Source organism: Rhodopila sp. (genome assembly GCF_965277165.1).
Taxonomy (GTDB): Bacteria; Pseudomonadota; Alphaproteobacteria; order Acetobacterales; family Acetobacteraceae; genus Rhodopila.
Genome location: NZ_CBDICE010000006.1, coordinates 239,674 through 255,461, shown reverse-complemented (window position 1 = coordinate 255,461; position 15,788 = coordinate 239,674). Strand labels below are relative to the sequence as shown.

Annotated in this window: 9 protein-coding genes, 1 tRNA gene and 1 pseudogene; 7 read left to right on the top strand and 4 right to left on the bottom strand. The window is 65.8% G+C overall.

The window, feature by feature from the left end; all coding sequences use genetic code 11:
• Positions 1 to 79: 79 nt before the first annotated feature.
• The 3 genes and pseudogenes from selB to secF form a co-directional block, all read left to right on the top strand.
• The gene (gene selB, locus ACQY4Y_RS12855) at positions 80 to 2,005 is read left to right on the top strand and encodes a selenocysteine-specific translation elongation factor (protein ID WP_428491008.1); all 1,926 of its coding nucleotides are present in this window, start codon (positions 80 to 82) and stop codon (positions 2,003 to 2,005) included.
• Between the two features lie 159 nt (positions 2,006 to 2,164).
• Complete coding sequence (gene secD / locus ACQY4Y_RS12850; RefSeq protein ID WP_428491007.1) at positions 2,165 to 3,742, top strand: protein translocase subunit SecD; 1,578 nt, start codon at positions 2,165 to 2,167, stop codon at positions 3,740 to 3,742.
• A gap of 242 nt (positions 3,743 to 3,984) precedes the next feature.
• Positions 3,985 to 4,908 (top strand): annotated as a pseudogene (gene secF, locus ACQY4Y_RS12845) (protein translocase subunit SecF); the annotation flags it as partial.
• Between the two features lie 304 nt (positions 4,909 to 5,212).
• Here secF and ACQY4Y_RS12840 read toward each other — a convergent pair.
• The gene (locus ACQY4Y_RS12840) at positions 5,213 to 6,466 is read right to left on the bottom strand and encodes an arabinose transporter (protein WP_428491006.1); all 1,254 of its coding nucleotides are present in this window, start codon (positions 6,464 to 6,466) and stop codon (positions 5,213 to 5,215) included.
• A gap of 106 nt (positions 6,467 to 6,572) precedes the next feature.
• On the opposite strand from ACQY4Y_RS12840, the gene ACQY4Y_RS12835 reads away from it, so the two are divergent.
• The 4 genes from ACQY4Y_RS12835 to ACQY4Y_RS12820 all read left to right on the top strand — a co-directional run bounded on the left by ACQY4Y_RS12835 (position 6,573) and on the right by ACQY4Y_RS12820 (position 11,025).
• A complete protein-coding gene (locus ACQY4Y_RS12835; protein ID WP_428491005.1) occupies positions 6,573 to 7,505 on the top strand; it encodes a LysR family transcriptional regulator in 933 nt (310 codons plus the stop codon).
• Between the two features lie 265 nt (positions 7,506 to 7,770).
• Positions 7,771 to 8,766 carry a class II fructose-bisphosphatase gene (gene glpX / locus ACQY4Y_RS12830; RefSeq protein WP_428491004.1) on the top strand — a complete coding sequence of 332 codons (996 nt, stop codon included), beginning with the start codon at positions 7,771 to 7,773 and terminating at the stop codon, positions 8,764 to 8,766.
• A 313-nt stretch (positions 8,767 to 9,079) separates the two neighbouring features.
• Entirely contained in the window at positions 9,080 to 10,861 is a 1,782-nt protein-coding gene (gene recJ, locus ACQY4Y_RS12825; protein WP_428491003.1) for a single-stranded-DNA-specific exonuclease RecJ, read from the top strand.
• A gap of 88 nt (positions 10,862 to 10,949) precedes the next feature.
• Positions 10,950 to 11,025: transfer RNA gene (locus tag ACQY4Y_RS12820), tRNA-Glu, on the top strand.
• A gap of 348 nt (positions 11,026 to 11,373) precedes the next feature.
• Here the strand turns inward: ACQY4Y_RS12820 and ACQY4Y_RS12815 are convergent.
• The 3 genes from ACQY4Y_RS12815 to ACQY4Y_RS12805 are packed head-to-tail and all read right to left on the bottom strand — an operon-like array spanning position 11,374 to position 15,689.
• On the bottom strand, positions 11,374 to 13,365 hold the full coding sequence (locus tag ACQY4Y_RS12815) for a hydantoinase B/oxoprolinase family protein (RefSeq protein WP_428491002.1): 1,992 nt from the start codon (positions 13,363 to 13,365) through the stop codon (positions 11,374 to 11,376).
• Positions 13,365 to 15,392 carry a hydantoinase/oxoprolinase family protein gene (locus ACQY4Y_RS12810; protein ID WP_428491001.1) on the bottom strand — a complete coding sequence of 676 codons (2,028 nt, stop codon included), beginning with the start codon at positions 15,390 to 15,392 and terminating at the stop codon, positions 13,365 to 13,367. The genes ACQY4Y_RS12815 and ACQY4Y_RS12810 overlap by 1 nt, the downstream gene beginning before the upstream one ends.
• Positions 15,393 to 15,434: 42 nt before the next feature.
• On the bottom strand, positions 15,435 to 15,689 hold the full coding sequence (locus tag ACQY4Y_RS12805; protein ID WP_428491000.1) for a hypothetical protein: 255 nt from the start codon (positions 15,687 to 15,689) through the stop codon (positions 15,435 to 15,437).
• Positions 15,690 to 15,788 lie beyond the last annotated feature (99 nt).

Genomic DNA, 15,788 nt, shown 5'->3' with positions numbered 1-15,788 from the left:
GCCCCAGGGGATCGCGCCCACGCCCGCTTGACTCCCGGACCCGCAGCGACACGCTGCGCGGACGCCAGGAAATCGCTTCATGATCATCGGCACCGCCGGCCACGTGGACCACGGCAAGACGGCGCTGGTCAAAGCTCTGACCGGCGTCGATACCGATCGGCTGGTGGAGGAAAAGCGCCGCGGCATCACCATCGATCTGGGCTACGCCTATGCCGGCGAGCTTGGCTTCATCGATGTGCCCGGGCATGAGCGGCTGGTCCACACCATGCTGGCCGGTGCCAGCGGCATCGACGCCGCGTTGCTGGTGGTGGCACTGCCCGAGGGGATCCGCCCGCAGACCCGTGAGCATTTGCATATCCTGTCGCTGCTGGGCATCGGCCAGGGCGTGGTGGCGCTGACCAAGTCCGACCTCGCGACCGACCGCATCCAGGAGGTCAGCGACGCGCTGCGGGCGCTGCTGGCCGGGACGCCGCTGGCGGGGGCGCCGGTGATCCCGGTCTCGGCGGTCTCCGGCCACGGGGTGGACCGGCTGCGGGCCGCCCTGCTGGCCTGCAACCCGCCGAAGCGCGGCCTGGCGGGCTATCCGCGGCTGGCGGTGGACCGTGCCTTCACGCTGTCGGGCGCGGGGCTGGTGGTGACCGGCACGCTGGTCTCGGGTCGCATCGCGGTGGAGGACCGACTGCTGTTGTCGCCGTCGGGGCTGGAACTGCGAGTGCGCGGGCTGCACGCCCAGAACAAGGCCGCCGCCGAGGCGCGGGCCGGCCAGCGAGTCGCGCTGAACATCACCGGGGCGCGGCTGTCGAAGGATGTCGTGGCGCGGGGCGACTGGGTGGTGCATCCGGCGATCCATGCGCCGGTCGTCGCGCTGGATGCGCGGGTCAGCCTGCTGGCGGACAACGCCAGGGCGTTGCGCCAGGATGCGTTTGTGCACCTGCATCTCGGTGCGGCGCACGTGATGGCTCGGATCTCGCTGCTGGATCGTGACCGGCTGGACCCAGCCGAGGCGGCGCTGGTCCGGCTGACCCTGCAACAGCCGATCGGGGCGCTGGCCGGGGACCGCCTGGTGCTGCGCGACACCGGCGCCACCAGCACGATCGGCGGCGGCGTGGTGCTGGATCCGTTTCCGCCGCGGCGCGGACGGCGGTCTCCGGCGCGGCTGGCGCAGGTGCGGGCGCTGGACGCGCCCGATCCGGCCCAGGCACTGCGCGCCGTGCTGGCGGTCGCGCCGGGCTGGACGGATGCGGCGTCGTTCCTGCGCGGGCGCAATGTGCGGGACACCGATCGGGCGGCCCTTGTGGGGTCGGTGCCGGCGATCGACGCCGGTGGCCTGTTGCTGTCAGCCGGTGCGGTGGAGCGGCTGCGCGGCGCGGTGGTGGCGGCGCTGGCGGCGGCGCACCGAACCTCGCCGGAGTTGCCGGGGCTGCAGGTCGAACGGCTGCGTTCGTCGTTGAATGAGCGGCCGGCGGCGGCGGGATTCGCCGGGATCATGCAGCTATTGCTGCGCGACGGCACGATCGCCCAGGACGGACCATGGTTCCGCCTGCCCGGTCATCGCATCGCGTTGTCGGCCCAGGACGAGACGATATGGTCCACCGCGCGGCCGCTGATCGCGACGGAGCGGTTTCGCCCGCCCCGGGTGCGTGATCTGGCGATCGTGCTGAAGCTGCCGGAGGCGGTTGTACGGGCGACGCTGAAGCGGCTGGCGCGGATGGGCAGGCTGGTGGAGGTCGCCCCGGACCACTTCTTCCTGCGCCAGACGGTGGCCGAGATGGCCGCCGTGGCGGCCGAAGCGGCCGGCACCGACGGAAAGCTGACCGCGGCGTCATTCCGTGATCGGCTGGATAACGGCCGCAAGGTGGCGATCCTGATCCTGGAATTCTTCGACAGGGCCGGGGTGACGGTGCGCTCGGGCGATCTGCGGCGGGTCAGGATCGATCGGCTGGGATTGTTTGGGCCGCCCGGCGATGACCGCGCACTGGACAATGGCAGCGCGCGCGGCGCATAGCACCGGCGCCGGGTGACCGGCGCTGAATCGGCGGCGCCGGAACCGGCGCTGAATAGGAGGCGTCGGGTGACCGGCGCTGAATCGGCGGCGTCGAGTAGCCGGTGCTCAATCAGCGCCGTCGAACCAACGGGATGAGCCGGGAGCCTCACGCGTCAGACCATGATGTATTTCAGCCGTATGAAGACCACGCTCATTCTGGGCGTCTGTCTGCTGGGGATGCTGTTCGGGGTTCCCAACCTGTTTCCGGCTCCGGCCAACTGGCTGCCTTGGCGCACCGTCCACCTCGGGCTCGACCTGCGCGGCGGCAGCTATCTGCTGCTGGAGGTGGATATGAACGCCGTGCTGAAGGAGCGGCTGGACAGCCTGACCGATGGGGTTCGCCAGGCGCTGCGCGGCGGACAGATCTTCTATCAGACGCTGGAGCCGCAGGCGGACCAGCATCGCGTGCTGTTGCGGCTGCGCGACGCCAGCAAGACCGACGCCGCGGTGGCGGCGCTGAAGCCGCTGATCGGCCAGGACGGACCGACCGGGCGGCCCGACATGGCGATCGCGTCCGATCCGAACGGCACGATCACGCTGACTTTGTCGGCGACCGCTCTGGCGGCCAGGGCGGCTGGCGCGGTGGACCAGTCGATCGAGATCGTGCGCCGCCGGATCGACGACACCGGCGTGCTGGATCCGCAGATCACTCGCCAGGGTGAAAGCCGCATCGTGGTGCAGCTTCCCGGCGTCGGCGATCCGGACCGCATCAAGCGGCTGATCGGCAAGACCGCGCACATGACGTTCCGGCTGGTAGACGAGACCGCCAATGCGAACGCCGGCGGTCTGCCTCCGCCGGGCGACGACTTCCTGCAGATGCAGGACCGTCCGAACGAGAAGATCGCGGTGCGCAAGCGGGTCGACGTCGACGGCGCCGACCTGACCGACGCGCGCGCCGGCACCAGCCCCGAGACCGGTGAATGGGTGGTGAATTTCACCTTCAACTCGGTGGGTGCGCGGCGCTTCGCCGATGTCAGCCGAGCGAATGTGAACCACCGGTTTGCCATCGTGCTGGACGACAAGGTGATCTCGGCGCCGGTCATCCGCGAGGCGATCACCGGCGGGCGCGGTCAGATCAGCGGGTCGTTCAATGCGCAGTCGGCCAGTGACCTGGCGGTGCTGCTGCGGGCCGGTGCGCTGCCGGCGCCGCTGACCGTGGTGGAGGAACGCTCTGTGGGCCCCGAACTGGGCGCCGACAGCATCCGCGCCGGGGCGATTTCGCTGGCCGCCGGGTTCGTGCTGGTGATCGTTTTCATGGCGGTGTTCTATGGCCTGTTCGGCTGGTTCGCCAACCTGGCGCTGGTGATCAACCTGTTGCTGATGCTGGGCATCATGTCGCTGCTGCAGGCCACCCTGACGTTGCCCGGGATGGCCGGCATCCTGCTGACGCTGGGCATGGCGGTGGATGCCAACATCCTGATCAATGAACGCATCCGCGAGGAACAGAGGCTGGGCCGTCCGCCACTGGCCGCGCTGGAGCATGGCTTCAAGCGCGCCTACAGCACGATCTTCGACAGCAATGCCACGGCGTTTCTGGCCCACGTCATGCTGTTCGTGTTCGGGTCGGGCCCGGTGCGTGGCTTCGCCGTGACGATTACCGTGGGCATCGCCACATCGCTGTTCACCGCCTGGATGCTGACCCGGCTTCTGGTGTCGCGCTGGTATGTCGCCACGCGGCCCAAGCTGCTGCCGGTCTAGTGTCACGAGTCCGAAGTTCGCCATATCAGGCGAACATCAGTTTCGCGACACTAGCTCTTTGTTTTCAGTGGCCTGCCGATCCCATACGTCCGCCGCAAAGTGCGGCGAACGTATGGGGCAGGACACTAGAGGGATTCCAGGCTGAGTGTCAGCCTGGAATCCCTCTAGCGCTTTGTATTGTCGCATGATTCACGCGCTTTGAACGTTCCGCTACGCGCGATCATGCTCTAAGGTCTCCGCCGATGTTCATCAAACCCCGCTTCCGCCTGGTTCCCGACAACACCCGTATCCGGTTCATGCGCGGCCGCTATATGGGGCTGATCGTTTCGGCGATCCTGTCCACCGCATCGGTGATCATGTTTTTCTACCCGGGGCTTAACCTGGGCATCGACTTCTCGGGTGGCGTGGTGATGGAGGTGCGCACCCAGGGTCCGGCTGACTTCACCCAGATCCGGGCCGCGCTGAACGCCGAGCACATTCCCGACCAAGGCGTGCAGCGCTTCGGTGGCGCGTCCGAGGTTCTGATCAGGCTGGGGGAGCAGTCCTCCGAGCAGGGTACTCAGGCGGCGGCGACGCGGGTGCGCGCGGCGTTGCAAAAGGGCGTTCCAGGGGCGACGGTGCAGCGGGTCGATGCGGTGGGTGCCAGCGTATCGGCCGAACTGTTCCGCAACGGCCTGATGGCGCTGGGCATCAGCCTGCTGATGATCCTGGTGTATATCTGGTTTCGCTTCGAGTGGCAGTTTGCCGTCGGCGCGGTGGTCACGTTGATACTGGACATCACCAAGGCGATCGGTTTCCTGGCGTTGACCCGCATCCAGTTCGACCTGGTGATGGTGGCGGCGATCCTGACGGTGCTGGGCTATTCGACCAACGACAAGGTGGTGGTTTACGACCGGGTGCGGGAAAATCTGCGCAAGTACAAGTTGATGCCGCTGCGCGAACTGATCGATCTGTCGATCAACGAGACGCTGAACCGCACGCTTGGCACGTCGATGACGGTGTTCCTGGCCAGCCTGCCGCTGGCGTTGTTCGGTGGCGAGTCGATCTCGGGGTTTGCCTGGGTGATGCTGTTCGGCATCGTCGTTGGCACGTCGTCGTCGATTTTCATCGCCGCGCCGATCCTGTTGTTCCTGGGCGAGCATCGGCTGCGCCGAGAGGCGGCGGCACCTCGGCGGGACGCGGCTGGGTCAGGCAAGGCAGTGGCGGGGACCGGTGGGGCCGGCACTGGTGGGGCTGGGACCGGTGCGGCGGTGACGGCGGCGGCGGGTAAGAAGCAGCCAGCCAAGTCTGGCTCGACCAAGGCTGGAGCTGACAAAGCCAGGCCGACCAGGGCATCCTCAGCCAAAGAGGCGACGTTGCCGAGGCGGTGATTGCTGATCGTGGATTGCCTGCGTTTGGCGGTTTGGCTGCGGGACTGCGGAGTCGACGCGGCAGGCGTTGTTTCACACCGCGGTCGCGCGAAATCAAGGATCATCCTGCAATCCCGCTCGGCGTTTCATGCAGCAGCCGAATCGCGATAAAGGCCGCGCCCAGGACGATCAATGCCGCTGCGAGGAACACCGAGTCCAGGCCCGCCCACCCCGCAATCAAGCCCAGCGCGGGACTGCCAAGCCCGAGCGCCACGTCGAGGAACGCCGTGTAAGCCCCCATGGCGAGGCCGCGGCTCTGTGGCGGTGTGCGGCGGACGGCTTCGACACCCAGGCCGGGATAGACCAGCGCAAATCCGAAGCCGGTGAGGATTGCCCCCACGGCACCCATGGTCTGGCCGGGCACCAACCAAATGAGTGCCAATCCGCCAGCCTCGATCACCACGGAGACCAGCGCAACCCTGGCTCCGCCAAATTTGTCGGGTATTTGACCCAAGAGCAAACGAGCGATGACCAGGGAGCCCGAGAAGATGCTGAATAACAGCCAAATCGGGTGCCATTGGCGTTCTATCGACAACAGCGAACTGAAGGCGATCATCACGCCAAAGCCGATGCTGCTGAGTGCCGAACCGAAACCTGGCATCCAGACCAGGGCAGCAACTTTGAGAAGTGCTGGACGCTTACCACGTTGCGGAGGGCTGCAAGCTAGCGGAGCCACAAACAGTATCGCCGCGAATGGAACCAGGGCTGTCACGATCGCGATCGCCTTGAACCCACCGGCCTGATAAAGTGCGCTCCCTATAGGCGCTCCCACGGCAAGCGCGGCGAACATGGCCATCCCTATCCAGGCGATGACGCGTCCGGCGTTTGCCGGAGCGAGGAGTGTTAGTCCCCAGCTAACCGCGCCGGTGATGATCAAGCTCTCGGCCATGCCGAGGACGGCGCGGCCAAGCAGAAGAATGGTGACCGAAAGCCTCGGCAGATCGAGGAACTGGAGTGATGTGAGATAAAGCAGGCCGCCAACCACTGCCGTCAACAGGCCGGCGACGACCGCGCGTTTGGCGCCTCGGCTGTCCGCGTAATTGCCCGCCCATACGCGGGACATGAGCGAGGCCACGAACTGACTGCCGGCAACCAAGCCCACCGTGAAAGTGCTCAGGCCAAGGTCCTGATGCACGTGCAGTGGCAGAACCGGCAATGCGATGCCGATGATCAGGAAGGCAATCGATACGGCGGCCATGATCGGCAGCAGCGCGATAACCACCGAAGCACCCGCCGGCGCCGAAGAAACGGTGGCGGACACGCTTGCGCAACCTTCATCCGGCGCCGATCGAATACGGCCAGCATCTGCGTTCATACTTCGCGGTCCTGATATGACTGATCCAACAGGCGGTTAATTTAGTTGCCGGCGCGGGCCTGATAAGCGAGTATTATCCGCATGGACCTATAAGCAGGAATTATGAATGTCCGGAGCGAGGCTCGACGATCTGGCGGCCTTCATAGCGGTCGCGGAGGAACAGAGTTTCACCCGAGCGGCGGCAAAGCTTGGCGTGTCGCAGTCGGCCCTTAGCCAGACGATCCGCGGCCTTGAAGCAATGGTGGGCATTCGGCTGCTGGCCCGCACGACCCGCAGCGTGGCACTGACCGAGGCCGGTGACCGCCTGCTGCGGACCGTGCGCCCTCGGTTGGAGGAAATCAGCGCCGAGCTGGCCGCGTTGGGCGAACTGAAAGACAAGCCGGCCGGCACTATTCGCGTGACATGCACGGAGAACGCGGCCGAAGCGGTGCTCTGGCCCGCGCTTGAGACGCTTTTGCCGAATTACCCGGATATCAAGGTTGAGATCGTCATTGATTATGGCCTAACCGACGTGGTGGCGGACCGATGCGATGCCGGGATTCGGTTCGGCGGTCAGGTGGGGCGGGACATGATCGCGGTCCGCATCGGACCCGACATACGCATGGCGGTCGTGGGTTCCCCGAGCTACTTCGCGAAACACCCGGCGCCCAGGATACCCCAGGATCTGACTGTCCACGACTGTATCAATCTCCGCCTCCCGGCCCACGGCCTGTATGCCTGGGAGTTCGGCAAAGGCGGGCGCGAACTTCGGGTGCGCGTCGACGGACAATTGGTGTTCAACAGCACCACTCTGATCCGCAACGCGGCGGTGTGCGGACTTGGGTTGGCACATCTGCCAGAACAGCAAGTGCAAAAACACCTCGATCGCGGCGAACTTGTCCGTGTGCTTACCCCCTGGTGCACACCCTTCACCGGCTATCACCTTTACTATCCGAGCCGCCGGCAACCGTCAGCGGCGTTTGCGATCATGGTGGACGCACTGCGCTACCCAGCCAAACCCACGCGGCTGCAACAGGAAAGCCGCCGTGCAGCATCGTGACGATCATAGCACACATGCAATTGTCGCGCGAAAGTCACGATCGCTCCGATCTTGCATAATTCGGTAGAAGCCGGGTGATCGAGCACCAGATTTACCGGCATGAACCGACGAAAGCATCCTTTAATCGCCTTATTTCCGGTTTCTACCACGATCATGCCGAGAACCGGGCGGATGGTTCACGTGGTGCATGTCCGCCGCTGTGTCGCCGCGTGGTCCGTGCTAGACTGAGGCAGACTCGAATCGCGCCCGACAGGAGCTAAAGCCGATGGCCGACCACGACAAGCTTGCCACCGCGATGATGACCGACCGCAACCTGGCGCTGGAACTGATCCGGGTCACCGAAGCGGCGGCGATCGCGGCGTCGCGCTGGATCGGCCTCGGCAAGAAGAACGAGGCTGACGGCGCGGCGGTCGAGGCCATGCGCAAGGCGTTCGACGCGGTGGCGATCGATGGCACCGTGGTGATCGGCGAGGGTGAGATGGATGAAGCGCCGATGCTGTTCATCGGCGAGAAGGTCGGCGCCGGCGGCCCGTCGATGGACATCGCAGTCGATCCGCTGGAGGGCACCACCCTGACCGCCAAGGCCGGCCCGAACGCGATCGCCACGCTGGCGTTGGCCGAAAGCGGCAATTTCCTGCACGCACCCGATATCTACATGGACAAGATCGCCGTCGGCGCCGGGCTGCCGGCGGGGATCGTCAACCTCGACGCCCCGGTGGCGCAAAACCTGCGTGATCTGGCTCGGGCGAAACACTGCGACGTTTCCGACCTGGTGGCCTGCATCCTGGATCGCGAGCGCCACCACGACCTGATCGCGCATTGCCGCGAAGCCGGCGCCCGGGTGATGCTGATCAGCGACGGCGACGTTGCCGGGGTGATCGCCACCGCGATGCCTGATTCCCAGATCGATATCTATCTGGGTTCCGGCGGCGCGCCCGAGGGGGTGTTGGCGGCGGCAGCGCTGCGTTGCGTCGGCGGCCAGATGCAGGGCCGGCTGCTATACGAGTCGGACGATCAGATCGAGCGGGTGCGCGGCATGGGGCATGCCGATCCGAAGCGCTGCTTTTCGTGCGAGGAGATGGCCAAGGGCGATGTCATGTTCGCGGCCACCGGGGTGACCGGAGGGGCGATGTTGCGCGGCGTCAAACGCAGCCTGGGCGGCGCGATCACCCATTCCATCGTGATGCGCAGTCATTCCGGCACCGTTCGTTATATCGAGGCGCACCACAACTTCGTGCAGAAGACCTGGACGCCGACCTAGTGCGGCGTTTCCTGGGAACTGCGCCAAAAGGCGCGGCCGGAACCGCTGCGCTAGTATCGCGCATCAGTGAAGCGCGATACGTCGCTATTTGTTTGAGTATTCGATTCGCGCACCAAATCGCGGACGCTTCGCGTCTCGCGCTTCTCTGCGATCGGATACTAGGCGGGCCTTTTCAATGGCCTGCTGATTGCCCGCGTCCGCCGCAAAGTGCGGCGAGCTTCTGGGACAGCACACGAGTAAGGCGGTGCCTGGTCGGCGCTATCCCGACTCCGCCAGGGCCCCACCTGCCCTGCCGTGATGCCGGTGCTGACGGATGCTGACGGTGGAGAACACGGTGCTTGGCGTCAGCAGCAGCCTGTCCGGGCGCCGCTGGTTGTGGCGAGGCGGCGAGGACCGGGTCGCCGCCGCCATTGCCCAGCGGCTGATGCTGCCCGAAATCGTCAGCCGCTTGCTTGCCGCCCGCGGCATCGGGATCGACGATGCCGCCGACTTCCTGCAACCGACGCTGCGGGTGCTGCTGCCCGATCCGTCGCTGGTCACCGACATGGACATCGCCGCCGACCGGATCGCCGATGCGGTGCGCCGCGGTGAGACCGTGGCGGTGTATGGCGACTACGACGTCGATGGCGCGTGCAGCGCGGCGTTGATGGTCGGCTTGCTGCGCGACCTGGGGTGTGAGGTGCTGCACCACGTGCCGGACCGGATCAAGGAGGGCTACGGTCCGAACACGCCGGCTTTGGCGTCGCTGGTCGCCCGCGGCGCCGGTCTGGTCGTCTGCGTCGATTGCGGCACTGCCGCCGGGGTGGCGCTGTCGGCCATCGCCGGGCAGGCCGACGTCATCGTGCTGGACCACCACAAGCCCGAGGGGACGCCGCCGCCGATCCTGGCGACGGTCAATCCGAACCGGGTCGATTGCGCCTCGGGTCTGGGCCATCTGTGCGCCGCGGGGGTCGTCTTCCTGACCGCGATCGCGACGGTACGGGCGCTGCGTCGGCTGGGTTTCTTCGCCGGCCGGACGGAGCCCGACCTGATCGGGTTGCTGGATCTGGTGGCGCTGGCCACGGTGTGTGACGTGATGCCGCTGACCGGCGTCAACCGCGCGTTCGTCTGTCAGGGGCTGAAGGTGATGGCGCGCCGGTCGCGCCCGGGCATCACCGCGCTGTTGCAGGTGACGCAGGCACGCGATCGGTTGACGGCGGCCACCTGCGGCTACGCACTGGGTCCCCGGATCAACGCCGGCGGCCGCATCAGCGAGGCCGACCTTGGTCTGCGCCTGCTGCTGTGCGGCGACCCGATCGAGGCGACGGTTCTGGCCGAACGGCTGGAGGCGGTGAACCGGATGCGCCAGGACGTCGAAGCCGGCATCATGCAGGCGGCGATGGCGGCGGCCGAGGCGCAGGTCGCGGCCGGCCGGGCGGTGGTGCTGGTAAGCGGCCACGGCTGGCATCCCGGGGTGGTCGGGATCGTCGCCGGGCGCATCAAGCAGCGGTTCAACCGCCCGGCCTGTGTTGCTGGATTCAGCGACGGGTTGGGCCGCGGGTCCGGCCGGTCCATCGCCGGCATCGATCTGGGGGCGGCGATGATCGCGGCGCGTCAGGCGGGGCTGCTGGTCACCGGCGGCGGGCATGCCATGGCCGCCGGATTTTCCGTGCTGGCGGATCGGTTGGCGGCGCTGCACGGGTTTCTGGACGAACGGCTCTCGGCGGCGTCCGCCATGCCGAGCGCCGCCGACCTGATGGTCGAGGGTACGCTTGCGGTGCCCGGCGCCACGGCCGAGTTGGCGGCCCAGTTGGAACGCCTGGCACCGTTCGGCGCCGGCAATGAGGAACCGATTCTGCTGCTGCATCGCGCGCGAGTGGTGCGGGCCGACCGGGTTGGGCGTGAGGCCAATACGATCCGCGCCTTCGTGCAGGGCGAGGCTGACGGGCCGCGTCTGAAGGCGATGATGTTCCGGGCCGGCGAGGGCGCGGTGGCCGAGGCGTTGCTGGCGCGCGACGGGGGCGTGCCGCTGCACCTGGCCGGGCACCTGCGGGCCGAGGAATGGAACGGTTCGGCCGCTGCGTGCTTCGTTGTTCTGGACGCGGCCCCGGCATGAGCCGCGGGTTGCCGACAGCGCTTGACCGGTGGGAATGGGTCCGCTACCCAGCGGCGGCGTAGCGGAAGTCTCGGTTTGCGCCAGCCTTGTCCCGTTCGTCTAGAGGCCTAGGACACCGCCCTTTCACGGCGGTAACACGGGTTCGAACCCCGTACGGGACGCCAGGGAAATCGAACAGGGCCGTCCGACCATCGATGTGACAGGAGCAAAACTCCGGGCAAGGCTGAATTGTTGGCTTGCCCCGGCGCGGTTGAATTCGATTCGAGATTTGTGTGAGCCCGCCTCGAGATTTGTGTGAGCCCGCCGCAACGATTCAGGAAGCGATGCCGGGTTGTGCGCCCGCAGGCTTGGCCCGGTCCCCCACTTTCCGCGGGCTGGTCGCATGACCGAAGCAAAAATCGGCTGTAATGTGACCAACCAACCAGCCTTGGTATATCAGTCCGCGTTAAGGTCAAATAACCCGAACGGCATACTGAAGAAGCGTAGCCGCAGGCATAGCCATGCAGCAACGCCTATGACACCGTCCGGCCCCTTTCTTTGCGCATCTTTTCCCGCCGTTGCCGCGTCGCCTCGGCATCGACCATCAGGCCCTCCGGGTCATTGACCGGATCGCCGCGTACCGCCACGCCGTAGTCGCGCAACGCGCCTTCAATCGACACATACTCGTCGCGCACATCGCGCTTGACCCGCTCGGGATCCCGCGTCAGCGGGTTGCCCCAGCCACCACCGCCACCGGTTTGGTAGCGAAACGTGGTGTGCGGCGTGGTCTTCCGGATCGGCGTCGAGGCAAAATAGAAATACTTCCCGTTGACCGGATCGATCTGCTTGGTTTCCGGGTGCAGCACCCCGCCCACTGGCGTTGAGCGGGCGTAGATGTCTGGGCTGGTCGGAAGCAGCCTGCCCTCGCGAGCGCTGTCGAACGCGTCGGGACTGAACATCCAGGTCGCCTGCGCCGTGCCGTCGCGGCCGCCGTAGACGCCCATTCCGGTGGGCGACTTGGTGTGCAGCGGCATCGACCAGTGCTCGGCGTCGGTAAGCCAGAACGTGTCCTTCAACACCGCCGCCCCGCCTCGGTTGGCACCCGGCCCCGCCGTGTCGACGGCGTACTCCTTGCGCATGACCACGACCGGAATGTCGCTCTCGATCGCCTCGGTCGCCGGATCGATATTGTTGGCGAGTTGGAACACCGTGTAGCTGTCACCGTCGGCAACCTTGGTGCCGCTCCACGGCCCATGCTCGCCGCCGCACTGAGCGACCGTGACCCAGGGGATACCGTCCTTCACACCGTTACCATTGTGGATCATCAGCGAGCCGTAATCGCCGCCCACCGCGTCCTCACCCAGTGCGTTCGACAGCGCGCGGAACAGCGCGAGCAGCACAGGGCCGGAGCTCTCCCAATACAGGAATATGGGCCCGTCCGGCGGGGTGGCGCTGCAAAATGTGCCGGGTGGGATGACAAGGTCGATGTTGCGATAACAGCCCGATGAGTACGGCGCCTTCTGCTCGATCAGCATTTTGAGCGCGACGCCCACCGCCGCCTTGACGTCGAGCGGCCCGCAATTGACGCTGCTCCTCGCCTGCACCGAAGTGCCGCTCAGGTCGATCTCAATATTCTCGCCGTGTTTTGTAAGCTTGAGTTTGAGCCGGTATTCGATGGAGTCGTCCACGCCGTCAGCATCGAAGCCGTCCTCTGCCTCATACACGCCATCGGGGATCCTGGTGCGAATCGCCTCGCGCATCGCATCGGCTGAAACATCGCAGTTGTAGCGCATCGCACCAAGAAAGGCGTCCACGCCGTAACGCTCTATGCTTTCCAGCAGGAGCCGTTCGCCGAGCATCAGGCTCTGGTAGAGCGACTTGATGTCAGGCAGCAGAAGGGCGGCAAACCGTGCGTTATCAAAGATCAGGTGGAAGCTGGAGGCGACCGGCTTGTCGTTCCGATACAGGAAAGTAGGCGGAATCACCAGCCCGGTCTCGTAGACGTTGCGCTTGCTGCCACTGAACCCCGCGGGCACGCTGCCGCCCATATCCAGCTGGTGCGCGCGCATGGTCACGAAGGCGACGATCCGGCCCTGGTGGAACACTGGGCGGATGAAGCTCACGTCGTTGACGTGGTTGCCCCCGCGATAGGGATCGTTGGTGACGATAACGTCCCCGGGCCGAAGTTCGCTGGGGCCGATTTCCTCGACCGTGTTGCGCACCCCCTCGCCCATGGTGCCCATGAACAACAGCAGGCTGTCACTCACCGTGCTCATCGGGTAGTTCATTTCGGGCGGCCCGGAGATCACCGCGGCAAAGTCGTACCAGTCGCGCAGGATGAGTGAGAAGGCGTTGTTGAGCAGCCCGACGCTCATGTGCTGCACGACGTAGCGCATACGGCTCGCCACTACCGAGGTCGTGAAGCGGTCTGCGCCATAGCGCGCTGTGAAGCCAGCGTCGTCCAGGGCGCGCAGATTGACCGTCTCGGTCGAGCCAATCTCGGGGTTGGTGATGGCATCCATCATCATGATCTCCGGATCCGGAGTTCGCCGTACTCGCCGACCTTTAACGTCTGGCCAGGAAGCATGAAAGTCGTCGATAGCGGCTCGCGGACCACCGCCGGACCGGCGATTTCGTCTCCCTCGCGGAGATCCGCGCGTTGATACTCAGGGCTCTCGACCGGAGCCTCGGTGAGGTAATCGATCATGATGTGGCGCGCAGGCTCTGGCTTGCCCCCCGTACGCGCGCCGACCTTCGGATACTCCACCTTGGAGGTCGGGATAGTGGCCTCGACCCGGTACGTGACACCCTGCACCGGCAGCATGGGGAACGAGTTGCCAGAGCGCGCCTTGTACACCACGTGGAAATTGTCGATCATCGTTTGCACCGCCTCCGCGGTGATCGGCCCTCTGGGGATAGGAATGAAGGGGGTCTCCCAGGTCTGCCCGACGAGCCTGCCATCAAACCGACGCTCGAACCTCAGGTCGGGATGCTTTTGCTTTAAACGGTCACGCATCCGCTCCTCCATTTCGCGCAGCACCGCATCGATCGCAGGCGCCGCTTCGGGCGTAAGGGTCGTATACGCGCTGCGGCTGTCGCCGTAGGTCTGCTCGGAGCTAACGAGGCCGAGCGCGGAGAACAGGCCGGGATGCGGCGGCACGATTACTTCGGCGACATGAACGAGATCGAGCACCGCCGGCAGCAGCATCGGCCCTGCCGCACCAAAGGCGACGAGACTGTAATCACGCGGGTCGATGCCGTGCCGCACAGCGATGCCCGTGAGCCCCTCGGCGACGTTGTTCACTGCCACATTGAAGGCATAGCTGATCCGATCGGCGAGCGAGAGCCTCGTGTCGAGCGCCCCGAAGGCGCGGCTCGAAAGCGTCTTGTCGAGCTTCATCCGCCCGCCTGCGAAGCCGTCGGGATCGATAATCCCCATCATCAGGCAGGTATCAGTGGTGGTCGGCTGAGTGCCGCCTTTGCCATAGCAGGCCGGCCCCGGATTCGCCCCCGCGCTGCCGGGCCCAACCTGCAACTCACCCACCGGGCTGATCGTGACCAGGCTGCCGCCGCCTGCGCCAATGGATGAAATCTCGTTCGACAGCGCATTCACAACGAGATCGTGCTCGAGTTGGAAGGTGGTGTTCACGAACGGCTTGTGGTCGGTGACCAGGCTGATGTCGCAGGAGGTGCCGCCCACATCGCAGCACAGCAGCTTGCCGGCGCCGATCATGCCGCCGAAATGGGCGCTCGCAACCGTGCCCGCGGCCGGCCCGGCGAATACGATCTCGAACGGCCGCTGCATCGCCACATCCGCGCCCACGAGCTGGGCGGCGCAGTTGGCATAGTTGAGATCACCGCGAAACCCTCGCTCCCGCAATCCGGCATCGAGGCGTTTGGTGTATGCGCCATAGATGAGTTGCATCAGCACGTCTATGACCGTGGTCGAGGCGCGGGCGAACTCCTTCGCAAGCGGCGAGACCTCGCTGGAGATCGAGCACGCCACGGGCCCGAGCACCTCGCGTACGAGATCGCGCAACTGCTCCTCGTGCCTATGGTTGACGTAAGCGTTGAGCAGGCAGATCGCGACGCCCTCGACCCCGCACTTTTTCAGCACAGCGAGCTGCGTGCGCGCTTGCTCGGCATCGAGCGGCAGAAGAACCTCGCCGGTCGCAGTGATGCGTTCATGGACGCCGCGGCGCAAATAGCGCGGCACGAGAGGCCGCGCCGCATCCCCGAAGGAGCGTCGCCAGTGCGGATTAGTCAGGTCGGCCTGCGGGCGCCAAACCCGCCCGGCGTCCAGGATGTCGCGATGGCCGATCGTCGTGAGGAAGGCGATCTTTGGCAGTCGGCGAGTTATCACCGCGTTCAACCCATGCGTGCTTGCATGGTTGAACACTTCCGCCTCGCGCAGGCCTGCCTCGGTCGCACCCTCGATCACGCTGCGTTCGGTGTCCGTCGTATCGGTCGCGACCTTGACGGTACGGATTACACCCTCGGAAATCGCCACCACGTCGGTGAACGTGCCGCCGACATCGACACCAATCATCATCGGTGGGATCCTCCGTTTTGGATCAGGGTTGGACAGGCGGTCTCAATCGAGCACGAGCCCTTCCGACAGCAACGCCACCGGGCCGAGTAAACGCCAAGGTTTGCGGCTGACCGACCGCAGGGTGCGCTGATGCTTGATGACCATGAACCAACCGCCTTCGGAAAGCACTGGATAGCGGCGGAAATCATCAGCGGTGGAGCCGGGAAAGTCGGCCAGATGGACGCCCTCGGCGCGCAATTCCGCCGCGGTGAGGGTCTCGCGCGGCTGGTCAACCCCCGGCGCGCGGCGCTGTTCCACTTGCGCTTCTCTGGACAAGAGCATCCTCCTCTTTGCGGTATTCGATCCGCTGTATTGAACTCTCCCAACGAAGGTCGCTTGTTGTCAACGTCGGAATAA

Bases quoted from the DNA above. Each gene is read 5' to 3' on its own strand.
- selB (WP_428491008.1), top strand. From the start codon at position 80: ATGATCATCGGCACCGCCGGCCACGTGGACCACGGCAAGACGGCGCTG.
- secD (WP_428491007.1), top strand. From the start codon at position 2,165: ATGATGTATTTCAGCCGTATGAAGACCACGCTCATTCTGGGCGTCTGT.
- ACQY4Y_RS12840 (WP_428491006.1), bottom strand. From the start codon at position 6,466: ATGAACGCAGATGCTGGCCGTATTCGATCGGCGCCGGATGAAGGTTGC.
- ACQY4Y_RS12835 (WP_428491005.1), top strand. From the start codon at position 6,573: ATGTCCGGAGCGAGGCTCGACGATCTGGCGGCCTTCATAGCGGTCGCG.
- glpX (WP_428491004.1), top strand. From the start codon at position 7,771: ATGGCCGACCACGACAAGCTTGCCACCGCGATGATGACCGACCGCAAC.
- recJ (WP_428491003.1), top strand. From the start codon at position 9,080: ATGCTGACGGTGGAGAACACGGTGCTTGGCGTCAGCAGCAGCCTGTCC.
- ACQY4Y_RS12815 (WP_428491002.1), bottom strand. From the start codon at position 13,365: ATGATGGATGCCATCACCAACCCCGAGATTGGCTCGACCGAGACGGTC.
- ACQY4Y_RS12810 (WP_428491001.1), bottom strand. From the start codon at position 15,392: ATGATGATTGGTGTCGATGTCGGCGGCACGTTCACCGACGTGGTGGCG.